This is a genomic window from Streptomyces amritsarensis, assembly GCF_001953875.1.
GTDB lineage: Bacteria > Actinomycetota > Actinomycetes > Streptomycetales > Streptomycetaceae > Streptomyces > Streptomyces amritsarensis.
Map to the genome: position 1 here is coordinate 22,314 of NZ_MQUR01000085.1, position 10,528 is coordinate 32,841.

12 protein-coding genes are annotated in these 10,528 nt (G+C 73.2%); 6 read left to right on the plus strand and 6 right to left on the minus strand.

Features of this window, described 5'->3' with window-relative positions; translation table 11 throughout:
• Nucleotides 1-315: 315 nt before the first annotated feature.
• The 4 genes from AVW11_RS28035 to AVW11_RS28050 form a co-directional block, all read right to left on the minus strand.
• Nucleotides 316-1,056, minus strand: a complete 741-nt coding sequence (locus AVW11_RS28035) for a ferritin-like domain-containing protein (protein ID WP_060181203.1) — start codon at nucleotides 1,054-1,056, stop codon at nucleotides 316-318.
• Nucleotides 1,057-1,178: 122 nt separating this feature from the next.
• On the minus strand, nucleotides 1,179-2,174 hold the full coding sequence (locus AVW11_RS28040) for a DUF4344 domain-containing metallopeptidase (protein WP_107052420.1): 996 nt from the start codon (nucleotides 2,172-2,174) through the stop codon (nucleotides 1,179-1,181).
• Between the two features lie 261 nt (nucleotides 2,175-2,435).
• Nucleotides 2,436-2,903 carry a translation initiation factor IF-5A gene (gene eif5A, locus AVW11_RS28045; RefSeq protein WP_060181204.1) on the minus strand — a complete coding sequence of 156 codons (468 nt, stop codon included), beginning with the start codon at nucleotides 2,901-2,903 and terminating at the stop codon, nucleotides 2,436-2,438.
• Nucleotides 2,904-3,327: 424 nt separating this feature from the next.
• A complete protein-coding gene (locus AVW11_RS28050) occupies nucleotides 3,328-4,002 on the minus strand; it encodes a deoxynucleoside kinase (RefSeq protein ID WP_030856101.1) in 675 nt (224 codons plus the stop codon).
• Nucleotides 4,003-4,667: 665 nt separating this feature from the next.
• On the opposite strand from AVW11_RS28050, the gene msrA reads away from it, so the two are divergent.
• From msrA to AVW11_RS28065, 3 genes are all read left to right on the plus strand, one after another.
• Nucleotides 4,668-5,174 carry a peptide-methionine (S)-S-oxide reductase MsrA gene (msrA, locus tag AVW11_RS28055; RefSeq protein ID WP_076046387.1) on the plus strand — a complete coding sequence of 169 codons (507 nt, stop codon included), beginning with the start codon at nucleotides 4,668-4,670 and terminating at the stop codon, nucleotides 5,172-5,174.
• 49 nt (nucleotides 5,175-5,223) lie between these two features.
• Nucleotides 5,224-6,120: a serine hydrolase domain-containing protein gene (locus AVW11_RS28060; RefSeq protein WP_076046388.1), complete on the plus strand. Its 897-nt coding sequence runs from the start codon at nucleotides 5,224-5,226 to the stop codon at nucleotides 6,118-6,120.
• Between the two features lie 252 nt (nucleotides 6,121-6,372).
• Nucleotides 6,373-6,879, plus strand: coding sequence for a hypothetical protein (locus tag AVW11_RS28065; protein WP_051700855.1), 507 nt, complete (start codon nucleotides 6,373-6,375; stop codon nucleotides 6,877-6,879).
• Between the two features lie 180 nt (nucleotides 6,880-7,059).
• Here the strand turns inward: AVW11_RS28065 and AVW11_RS28070 are convergent, their stop codons facing one another.
• A complete protein-coding gene (locus AVW11_RS28070; protein ID WP_060181179.1) occupies nucleotides 7,060-7,245 on the minus strand; it encodes a hypothetical protein in 186 nt (61 codons plus the stop codon).
• Nucleotides 7,246-7,450: 205 nt separating this feature from the next.
• Between AVW11_RS28070 and AVW11_RS28075 the strand changes: the two genes are divergently transcribed.
• Entirely contained in the window at nucleotides 7,451-7,666 is a 216-nt protein-coding gene (locus AVW11_RS28075; RefSeq protein ID WP_076046389.1) for a DUF6480 family protein, read from the plus strand.
• 326 nt (nucleotides 7,667-7,992) lie between these two features.
• Here the strand turns inward: AVW11_RS28075 and AVW11_RS28080 are convergent, their stop codons facing one another.
• Complete coding sequence (locus tag AVW11_RS28080) at nucleotides 7,993-8,748, minus strand: rhomboid-like protein (protein WP_206281931.1); 756 nt, start codon at nucleotides 8,746-8,748, stop codon at nucleotides 7,993-7,995.
• A gap of 384 nt (nucleotides 8,749-9,132) precedes the next feature.
• Between AVW11_RS28080 and AVW11_RS28085 the strand changes: the two genes are divergently transcribed.
• Both AVW11_RS28085 and AVW11_RS28090 read left to right on the plus strand, forming a co-directional pair.
• Nucleotides 9,133-10,005: a C40 family peptidase gene (locus tag AVW11_RS28085; RefSeq protein WP_076046390.1), complete on the plus strand. Its 873-nt coding sequence runs from the start codon at nucleotides 9,133-9,135 to the stop codon at nucleotides 10,003-10,005.
• Nucleotides 10,006-10,089: 84 nt separating this feature from the next.
• Complete coding sequence (locus AVW11_RS28090) at nucleotides 10,090-10,473, plus strand: hypothetical protein (RefSeq protein ID WP_030852619.1); 384 nt, start codon at nucleotides 10,090-10,092, stop codon at nucleotides 10,471-10,473.
• Nucleotides 10,474-10,528 lie beyond the last annotated feature (55 nt).

Consider the following 10,528-nt stretch of genomic DNA (forward strand, 5'->3'; position numbering starts at 1 on the left):
CAGCACTCCGGCGCCGTTCAGCGCGTGAGGGTGACGCGTCGGCGGACCCGGTGGCCGCCGGCCGCGGCGGTGAGGAGGGAGTCCGCGACGTCGGCGCGGTCGATCCGCCCGCCGACGCGTCCCCCGGTTCCGTCCGGCGGGATCGTCTCGTAGGCCCCCGTGGCCCGGCCGTCGGCGACATCACGGGCAAGGCGATGATCCCGTCGCGGTCGCCGCGGTCGCCGCGGTCGCCGCGGGCGGCGGTCTCGGCGGCGCTCCCCTTCGGCGCCCCGGGACGCCCCGGGGCCCCGGATGCGCCGGCCCGGACGCCGAGGGTCACACCCGCGCGCCCGCTTCCGCCGGCGCGGGGACCGGGCCTCCCGACATCGCGCGCGCCATCCACGCGGAGGAGCGCAGGGTCCGCGCGACAAAGGCGCCGCGGCCCACCCCGCAGGCCCGCAGGGCCGGGCCGTGGTCCACCGCGACCAGTGTCGCGGCGCAGGCCAGCAGCCCGCGCCAGCCGGCCGTCACCGCCCGCCGGGCGGGCCGCGGCAGCACGGCGAGGCCTTCCTGCAGGCGCAGGCAGTGGAAGGGGACGTGCCGTTCCTCGTCCGCGAGGATCCGGCCCGCGACCTCGCGGACCAGCGCATCGCCGGCGCCGTCGCGCAGGGCCCCGTAATACCCCAGGGCCACCACCTCGGCGATCATCAGCACCAGCAGCTCCACCCGCAGCCCGAGCAGCCGCCGCACCCGGACGAAGGCCGCGTCGCTCCAGTGCCCCTCCAGGGTGCCGGCCCCGCCGGCCTCCAGCAGCAGCCTCAGCATCCGCGCGTGGTTCTGCTCCTCGGCGACGAAGAGCCGGACCGCCTCGGAGTAGACCGGATCGCCGGCCAGGTCGGCCTTGCCGCGGAGCGCGGAGCCGTCGCCGTCCTCGCCGACCTGGAACTTCTGGATGCTGCGGACGAGTTCGGCCGGCAGGCGCGCGCCCCTGCCCCAGTCGGGATCGCCCACGGCCGCCCGGCGCTCCCGCTCGGACTCGAACGCGCGCACCCATGCCCCGTACCCAGTTTTGATCATGTTCAGGAATCTAGCGACTGTTGAGCGTGTTCAAAAGCTTTGGGGTGTCATGGCTGTGTAACAGGAGCGGTTGCGGCGGGAGGTGACGGACTGCCGCACGCCGCCGGCCGGGCGCGCACGGCTCACTGACTGCTGCGGATCTCGTCGATCCGCTTCGCCAGCTCCCGCGTCTCCGCGACCAGCCGCGCATGCGCCTTCTTCTGCTTCCCGTCACCCTCGGCCTTGAACGCCGAGCTGAAATGCGGCTGGAGCTGGGTCCACCAGCCGTAGTCCAGCATCGCCCACGACTGCGGGCACAAAGGAGCGCGGGTTTTGGGGAGATAGCCGCTGTCGACCAGGGAGCGCCGGTACTTCTCCGGGTCGCTGCCGTACAGGTAGCACAGGAAGTTGTAGGCCCGCTGCTGGGTGACCGGGTGGTCGCTCGACATGCCCTCCAGGGTCGGCCGGCCCTCCTTGCGGGCGATCTCGTCGAAGAGGACCGCGGCGGCCAGCGAAGGCCCCGGCCCGACCTCGTTGACGGTGTAGAAGGACGCGAAGCCGTCGGCCGCGTCCTCCTCGAGGCCGAGGTTGGCCAGCAGGAACTGGCGCTGCAGTGCATGGCCCATCTCGTGGCCGAAGATGAACTCCGTCGACAGCACGGTCAGTTCGTCGGTGTTGTACTGCGACGCCGCCAGCGGGGCCGGCCGCTCGACGGTCTTCACGACATCGGCGAAGGCCTTCTCGATCTCGGCCAGGAACGACGGCGGGACGTAGATCGTCCTGCCGTCGGGCTGGGTCACGGCGTCGGTGACACCGCGCGGCACGTCGGCGGTGACCTTCACGACCATGTCGTGCGGCAGGGTGAGTGCCCTGTTCACCCAGTCGGCCGTCCGCTCCAGCACACGGGACTTCCGGATCAGCGCCACGACCTGCCGCTCCTGCGGCCCGACCGTGCCGGTCTCGTAGACGACGCTGACCCGGCCCGAGCGCGCCGCCTGCGGGTGCGGCCCCGCCCCGGGCCCCTGCCCGCCCTCGCGCGCCCCGCCGCCGCACCCCGCCACGACGACCCCGGCGAGGGCCAGCACACCCGACAGCACGACGACGCGCGCCCTCTTCGAGCAACCGGCGGTGTTCGCCATCCTTGGTCCGCTCCCGTCACGTGCCCCCGCACCGATCCTGCGGCCACCGGCGGACGGATGCCCGCCGAGCCGCCCGTTCGGGGGCGCGCCCGCCCCCGCGCGCCCGCCACGCCCCCGCTCCCGCAGGCCCGCCTCCGCGCGCCCCCCGCGCGCTCGCCGCGCCCCGCGACGAGGCCCAGGGGATGCCCCGCCGTTCGCCGGCCCTCTCCCTGTCGATCGCGGTCGGCGGACGGGGGGCCGTGACCGGCCCCGCCGGGCCCGCTACTGCGCGCGGTGGCCGGTGGCGGCCTCCCGGCCCATGGCGCGGGTCACGGTGACGCGGACGTCCCTGCCGGCGGTGAAGTCGCTCTCGATGACCCGGCCGAGGGCTCCCTCCGGCAGTGTTACGCCGCCCTTGGCCTCTCCCGTGGACTCGGCCAGAAGCGAGAGGCGCCCGTCGTCGATGCCGGCCAGCACGTACTCGGTGTGGACGACCACCGGCACCTCCACGTCGTGGGCGCAGGGGTGCACGTCCTGGTGCTTCTCACCGGTGAAGACGTCGACCCCCGTGAGGTTCACCTCGACCAGTCCGCGCTGAGCCGACTTCGAGATCGAGACGTCGGTGAGCCTGCAGGCAACGCCGTCCATGAGCACATGGCCGTTCCTGCGCAGGGTCCCCGCCCGCATCGGGAACGTGTCGCTCGCACTGGCTTCCGCAGACGGTCCGAAGTCGAGGTCCACGTCGCTCATGCTGCCTCCTGTTGCGAAGGTTTCCGCTGGTCGAGCCGCAGTAGACCACCTCCGGCCGTGCGAAGCACCGACCGTTCCCCCTACGGGGTGAGCACCCGCCCGCCCGGCGGCCCGCGCTGAGCCACCCGGGTGAGGAACAGGCGATCCCGCATCGCAGAGGCGTTCTGGAGCGTCGACGGCGGACGGAACACGCCGCTGCCCGGCATGACCGCCGGACCGGCCCCCTCGGCCGCCCGCCGACGCATGCCGGCGCCCGGCCCCGACCGGCGACGCGCCCGCGCGGCGGGCCCTCGGCCCCCACCCGGCCGGGCTCCCGTCCGAGGCGGCGGCCCCCGGCCCGGCTCGCGGACCCCTCCTCAGGGACCGATCCGGGCGGCCCGCCCCGTCGTCCCGCTCACGGGGGAGGCGGCCACGGCCCTACGGGTCAGAGGCCGGCCGCGGCGTTCTGCCGGACCGCGGCCAGGGCGTCCTTGACCTCCTGGACCACGCGGGCCGCATCGTCGGGGTCGTGCACGACATCCGTGCGGTTCATGTCGACGACGAGGACCTCGCTGGCGGAGTAGTGCAGGTTCACCCAGTCGTCGTAGCCCGACCACAGGGTGCGGTAGTAGTCGATGAGGCCCTCGTCCTGCTCGAAGTCGCGGCCCCGCAGGCCGATCCGGTGCAGCACCGTCTCGAAGTCCGCCTTGAGATAGACCATCAGGTCGGGGGCCTTGCGGTACGGCAGGCCGTCGATCTCGCGCATCATCTCGCCCAGCAGGCCCTCGTACACCTGCATCTCGAGGGAGCTGATCCGGCCCAGGTCGTGGTTGACCTTGGCGAAGTACCAGTCCTCGTAGATGGACCGGTCCAGGACGTTGTCGCCCTGCTTGTACGCCTCCTTGATCGAGGCGAACCGGGTCTGCAGGAAGTAGAGCTGGAGCAGGAAGGGGTAGCGCCTCGCCTGGATCTCCTCGGGGCTCGCCGTGTAGAAGAGCGGAAGGATCGGATTGTCGTCGACGCTCTCGTAGAAGACGTCGCTGCCCAGTTCCTTGGCGAGCAGTTCGGCCACGCTCGTCTTGCCGATCCCGATCATGCCTCCGACGCAGATCACTGCCATACCTCACTTCTCCCCGGCGGTCTTCCAGTGCGTGGGCGTGCGGGCTGGGCATCTCACACCACTGAGACGCACGCCGACGGCACGCGATTCCCCGGGAGCTTCATGATCAGCGTCAGACGGTCCCCGTCCGGACCGGAACCGGAAACCCCTGATGCGGGCCGCTCTCATAGACCGGCCGGCCTGGCCCTTCCGCGGTCGCCGCACACAGCGACGAGCCCCGGCCCCGCGGCCAGCTTGAATCTTAGATGACGATTCACCCCCGCCGACCAGCCCCGCGGCCCGCCGCGGGGCTCCCGCCGCGCCACGACCGGCCGCCACGGCCGACCGCCTGCCGCGCCCGCCGGGCCCGAGCCCCGGCAGCCGGCCGTACCCACCCCACCCCACCCGCGCCACGGTGCGCGGCGGCGGCCAGGGCGGGGGGAGTCGGCACGCGACCTCCACGCCACCGACGCCGACCGGTCCCGGGCACGGCCCGCCGCACGGGGAACCCACCCGAAGGCGCTGCCGGTGACATCGGCAGCCAGGGCGGCAATCCCCCCTCCGAGGCGGGGAGGATGTCGGTGACAGGCGGCACCCGATCGAAGGCGACCATAAGATCACCGTTCCAACAGGTGCCGCTTGATCGGGATGGGCGTGCCCGGAGGACAACGAAAGGACAACCCGTCATGAGCAAGACCGAGCAGAAGGCATGGCTGGCCGGCGGCTGCTTCTGGGGCATGCAGGACCTCATCCGCAGGCTTCCGGGCGTGCTGAGCACGCGGGTCGGATACAGCGGTGGCGGCACACCCAACCCCACCTACCGCGACCACGGCACCCACGCGGAGTCGATCGAGATCGTCTTCGACCCCGCCGCCACCGACTACCGCACCATCCTCGAGTACTTCTTCCAGATTCACGACCCGACCACGAAGAACCGCCAGGGCAACGACATCGGCACCAGCTACCGCTCCGCCATCTTCTACCTGGACGAAGAGCAGCGGCGCATCGCCCAGGAGACCATCGCCGACGTCGAGGTGTCCGGCCTATGGCCCGGAACCGTGGTGACCGAGGTGGTCCCCGCCGACGAGTTCTGGGAAGCCGAACCTGAGCACCAGGACTACCTCGCCCGCTACCCCGACGGCTACACCTGCCACTTCCCCCGCCCCCACTGGAAGCTCCCCAAGCGGGCCTAAGGGCTGTCCCGTAGGCTCCGTCGCCGGCCGCCGACGCAGCCGTCATCCCGTGTGCCGACAGCCGTCGGCCCGAATCCCCGGATGCGGCCAGGCCGCAGCCGGGGCGCGACAGGCCGACGGCCGCCGGCGCGGCCACCGCACCCGCCGCCGCCTGCCGCCCGCCGCCTGCCGATGCCTCGCGCTCGACGACCCCCTGTCCGACTTCCTCGACGACCCGCCCGCCTGGACGCGCACCGTCACGCTGGGCGACCTGATGCGCCACACCAGCGGCATCCCCGACTACCAGGACCTGCTGGAGGCCGAGGGCACCGCGGTGACGGATTCGGCCGGCCAGAAGGAAGCGATCGCGGCCATCCTCGCCTCACGGCCCCAAGACCCGCCGGGCAAGCGCTTCTCCTACTCCAACTCCAACTACGTCCTCCTGGCCCACGTCGTCGAAAAGGCCACCGGCCGGCCGTTCCCCGCCTTCGTCCAGCAGGAGTTCTTCGACCCGCTGCACCTGGACATGACCCTGGCGCCGGCCACCGACGTCCCCGGGAAGGCGAAGTCGTACGACGAGGACGACGGCGCCTTCACCCCCGTCTCGTCCCCCTGGACGCAGTACGGGGACGGCTCCGTCCACACCACCCCCGGGGATCTCGTCCGCTGGGCCGACAACTGCCGCACCGGCCGCATCGGCGGCCCGCACCTGCTCGCCGGGGTCACCCGGGGAGCCGTCGGCGTCGGCGACGTCCTGCGCCCGCGCGGCATCGAGGAAGGACGCTACGGGGCCGGAATCCTCCTCCTGCCCGACAACACCCTGGTCCACCGCGGCGACTGGGAGGGGTTCCACAGCACCTTCATCGTCAGCCCGGACCGCGAGACGGCCGTCACCGTCGTGTGCAACGCGGACTCACCCGACCACTTCCGCGCGGCGAACCGGCTGCTGGACATCTGGACCCGCTGAAAACGGGCCTCACACGCACCCCCACCCCAAGGCCATTCCTTAGAGTGACGGATGGTAGCCGTGCGTGTGCGTTCGGGTCGGACGCGGAATGTTCGAAGCCGAAAACGAGCCGTCACGACGGCGCGACGGTTCACCATTCGGCGGGCCGGCCGGCACGGACACGATGACGCCACGCGACCCCAGGGGTGCCAGAAGCCGCCCCGGGCGCCGCCCCGTGGCGCGGCCGGCCCCGCACCCACGGAAGGAAACTGCATGAGGAAGCTCGCTTGGGCCGCACGGGGTACCGCCACGGTCGCGGCAGCCCTGCTCCTCGGGGCGCTCACCGCCCCGTCCTCGCTCGCGAACGACGACCCCGCCCGCCAGGACTCCCAGGCCCACGCCGAGCAGGCGAAGGACTGCTCGGTGTCGCGGGACGTGAGCTCCACCGTCGTCGACTACTCCGGAGCCGGCGGCCTGTTCGAAACCGTCTTCCGCGCCGCCACCGACCGGAAGGGACACGCCTTCCTCAACGACAGCCGCAACCCCGGCGTGTGGATCAACCTCGGCCTCCTGGCCAACGCGCCGAAGTGCGTGTCCGGCACCGCCGTGTCGGTCACCGAGGAAGACCCCGGGCACCTCTACATCACGCTCCTGGCCAGCAACGGAGTCATCCGCCAGGCCGTCTGCACCACCGCCTCCACCACCCCCTTCACCCCGGCGAACCTCCCGGGCGCATGCGGCGCGGGCTTCGCACCCCTGTCCGACACCCCGGTCGTCTGACACCACCGACCACCGACCACCGACCACCGACCGCCGAGCCGACCGCCGGTCGCCGAGCCGACCGCCGAGCGCCGATCGCCGAGCGCCGGCCGCCGAGCCGGCCGTGGGCTGAAGGGCCGTCACCCAAGCACCAGGTGGCGGCCCCTCGGCGCACCCCCGCCCCCCCGCGCCCCGACCGGTTCACCGCTCGTCGGTGCCCTCGCCCGCATCCTCAAACGACGCCCCGCGGCCCTGCTGCCCGCGGCGTTCCTCCGACTCCTTCGCGCGGACCTCCCGGCCGTGCTGCCCGGCGGACTCCTTCTTGCCGGTCCCCATGACCTCCTCGGCCGCTTCCTTGAGCCGTCTGCCCTTGTCCTTCATGCCCATGGCTCTCTCCTCGTGCCGGGACGGGCGCTCCCGCAGCGGGAACCCCCGGGCGGCGGCCCGGCCCCGGTCCGAGCCGCTCGCCCACGCCCTGCGACTACCCGGCACCCGGCCCCCGACCCACCGGAGGGATGGGTCGGCACGCGGCGGGTAGGTGCCGGGCAGCCCGGCGGACCTGCCGGCAAGGCGAGGGGGCGAGGAGGCAGACATGTCCGCACCAGACCCGGAGCCGCGCACCACACCGCCCCACGGCGGCGTACCGCCCGGCGAGACACCGCCCGGCGAATCGAGCACCGGATCCGGCGCCGGCCCGTACCGCCCTCTCACCCGCGGATGGGGCAAGGGCCCCCTCCTGCTGATCTGCCTGGTGGCTCTGGCCTGCGCCCTCTTCTTCCTCGCCTACGCCGTCATGCTGAACGTGTGAGCGGGCCGGCCGGCAGCGGGCCCATGCCGCGCCGCTGACGCAGGCCGAGGAGCAGCCCCACGCCTGCGACGGAGGGACCGTCGAGGAAGGCCGCAGCCCCGACAACGCCTGGCGAACGCGGGACGACTGCGCAGCGCGCCCGCAGCGGCGGGCATCGGCTACCGGCACCTGCAGTACGCCGGGCTACGGCCCCGTGGCGGGGTCGGAAGTGTTCTGAACCGCGGCTCGGAGCGGACGATTTCCGCCGCTCGATGTGCCGCTTCACGATCGACGGCGAGCCCGCCCACCGGCCCGGCGAAGAGCCGGACCGAGAGGTGGCCGCCGCCTCAGACCAGCGGTGAGCCGCCGCTGCCCGCGCGCGCCTGCTCGCGGGCGTCCCCGTCACGGGACGGCCCGCCGGCGCCCCGCCGGCGCCTGAAGGCCGGGACGGCCAACAGCCCGAAGCCGAGTACCGCCGCCAGGAGATGACCGACCGTGGTGAAGTCCGGCAGCGGCCCGTTCCACTCGGCCCCGCCCACAGGCCACCCGAGCACGAACGCCGCCCAGGGCAGGCGCCCCCGGCGGGGCAGGGCGAGCGTGCCGACCGCCAGCACCGTCTGCGCGCCGTAACTGACCCCGTAGTCCAAGGACTGCCGCACCGCCGCCGGATACCAGCCGTACCGCAGCCCGGCGGCGATGACGGCGGCGGTGAGCAGCGTGGCCGCGACATGCCCGCCGAGGAACACAGCCACCGCACGCCGCTTCCCCCACCGCGACTCCGCCCAGGCCAGGAAGCAGACCACCCCGAGACCCAAGGTGATCAGCGTGCCCACGAAGTCGGTCGACGCGACGTCCGTGAGCGTCCCGTCGAAGAACAGCGCGCTGCCGACCAGCGCGGACAGCGGATGGTCCCGCAGGTTGTCCAGGTTGCTGCTGAGGTACCCCAGCACGGCGGCCGCCCGATCGGCGGACACCCCGCCGATCCAGGCGTGCCCGGCCAGGAGCAGGCAGACATAGCCGGCGGTCAGCGGCGCACGGCGCAGATACCCCCGCACGGCGCGCAGCGCCCTGCCCAGGAGCCCCGACGATGGCTGAGGGTTCATCCGCGGCATTCTCCAGTCCAGTCCAGTCCGGTCCAGTCCGGTTCGGTCCGGTCCGTTTCGAGTCGAAGGCGGTGGACGGTTCGCTCGGCACCCCGCCGCGGCCGGTGCCCGGCCACCCCTCAAGGGGATGCGGTGTGCCGCGCCCGGGTTCCGGCGAATCCGCGACGGACGCGACGGCAGACGGCGACCCCTCGGCTGACGGACGCTCAAAACCCCAGGCCGGACGGGGTTTCCCGGATGTTTCCCGTTGCCCGTTGCAGTGGGCGACCCGCACCTCCTCGACACACACGCCTCCCGGGGAACAGTCTCGAAGTGCCCGACAGGACACCACGACGAGCACGACGCCCCGCGGCGACACCGCGCGGCGGAAACGGGGGACCCGACATGGCGGGACGCACAACAGCGGTGGCGGCGGTGACGGCGCTCACCCTCCTGACCACCTGGGCAGGAGCCCACGGCGCCACCGCGGCCACCACCACCGCGACAGCGGCGACGGCGGCGACGGCGGCGGGGGAGTGCAGGGTGCTCGCCCCCGGCGCCTCCGCGGTGGCGCAGAAGGCCGTGGCAGCCGCCTGCGAACAGATCGGCGTCTGGTACACCTGGGGCGGCGGCCACGGCCCACAGCCGGGCCCCACCTACGGCCAGGTCGACCCCAGCGACCCGGACAGCGCACACGACCCCGAGCGCCTCGGCTTCGACTGCTCGGGACTGGTCCGCTACGCCTACCACCGCGCGGCCGGCGGCGACCCGCTGACCGGCAACGCCTACCACCAGTTCCACTCACCGCAGGTGCAACAGCGCTTCACCGCCGCCCAGGGGACCGCACCGCTGCTCCCCGGAGACCTCCTGGCGTGGGGCTCGGGCGGCTCCATCCACCACATCGCGATCTACCTGGGCGCGGGCAAGATGGTCGAGGCCCGGGAATCGGGCACCCGCATCACCGTCAGCGACGTACGGCTGGGCGGCGACTACGCCGGAGCGGTCCGCATCGCACCGGCGGCGCAGGCACCCGGCACGTTCAGCACCTGGGGCACCGACGTGTGGACCCACAAGGAGCCGTCCACCACCAGCCCGCGGGTACACAAGTTCCCCGGCCCCACCACGGTGCGCATCGACTGCCAGAAACACGCCGAGCCCGTGACCGCCGAGGGCTACACCAACGACGCCTGGTCCTACCTGCCCGAGTACGGGGCGTGGATCACCAACATCTACATCAAGGGCCCCGCCTGGCTGGACGGCGTACGCACCTGCCCCTGAACACGCACCCCCCCCGCACCCCCACGCCACGCCCCGCGTATCCATCACGCGGCTCCCGAGTGAGCCGTTCTCCGAGGAGGAACCATGTCCGCACGCAACAAGATCGTCCTGGGTCTCGCCGCCGCCGCACTGGCAGCCGGCACGGCCACCGTGACCGGGCCCGCCGCGGCCGCTCCCGCCACCGGCAACAGCGCGGCCGCCGAATGCGGGGTGCGCGCAGACGGCAAGCTGTGGTGCGGCAACCGGGTCGGCGCCAAGGGCTACGAGCACCGCCGCTACAACTCCGCGGTCCGCGGGCCCCTGAACACCAGCCCCAGCTGGTTCCAGTGCTGGGGCCGCGGCGACCAGCACGCCGGCGGCAACAACGTCTGGTACTGGACCCAGCTGGACAACGGCCAGTGGGGCAACGTCGCCGCCGTCGACGTCCACACCTCCGTCGACCCCGCACCGGGCCTGCGCGAGTGCTGAGACCGAGGCCCTGAACCCGGCGGCGCGGCCCTCACCGGCGGACACCGGTGAGGGC

Bases quoted from the DNA above. Each gene is read 5' to 3' on its own strand.
- AVW11_RS28035 (WP_060181203.1), bottom strand. From the start codon at position 1,056: ATGATCAAAACTGGGTACGGGGCATGGGTGCGCGCGTTCGAGTCCGAG.
- AVW11_RS28070 (WP_060181179.1), bottom strand. From the start codon at position 7,245: ATGGGCATGAAGGACAAGGGCAGACGGCTCAAGGAAGCGGCCGAGGAG.
- AVW11_RS28050 (WP_030856101.1), bottom strand. From the start codon at position 4,002: ATGGCAGTGATCTGCGTCGGAGGCATGATCGGGATCGGCAAGACGAGC.
- eif5A (WP_060181204.1), bottom strand. From the start codon at position 2,903: ATGAGCGACGTGGACCTCGACTTCGGACCGTCTGCGGAAGCCAGTGCG.
- AVW11_RS28090 (WP_030852619.1), top strand. From the start codon at position 10,090: ATGTCCGCACGCAACAAGATCGTCCTGGGTCTCGCCGCCGCCGCACTG.
- AVW11_RS28085 (WP_076046390.1), top strand. From the start codon at position 9,133: ATGGCGGGACGCACAACAGCGGTGGCGGCGGTGACGGCGCTCACCCTC.
- AVW11_RS28040 (WP_107052420.1), bottom strand. From the start codon at position 2,174: ATGGCGAACACCGCCGGTTGCTCGAAGAGGGCGCGCGTCGTCGTGCTG.
- AVW11_RS28065 (WP_051700855.1), top strand. From the start codon at position 6,373: ATGAGGAAGCTCGCTTGGGCCGCACGGGGTACCGCCACGGTCGCGGCA.
- AVW11_RS28080 (WP_206281931.1), bottom strand. From the start codon at position 8,748: ATGAACCCTCAGCCATCGTCGGGGCTCCTGGGCAGGGCGCTGCGCGCC.
- msrA (WP_076046387.1), top strand. From the start codon at position 4,668: ATGAGCAAGACCGAGCAGAAGGCATGGCTGGCCGGCGGCTGCTTCTGG.
- AVW11_RS28075 (WP_076046389.1), top strand. From the start codon at position 7,451: ATGTCCGCACCAGACCCGGAGCCGCGCACCACACCGCCCCACGGCGGC.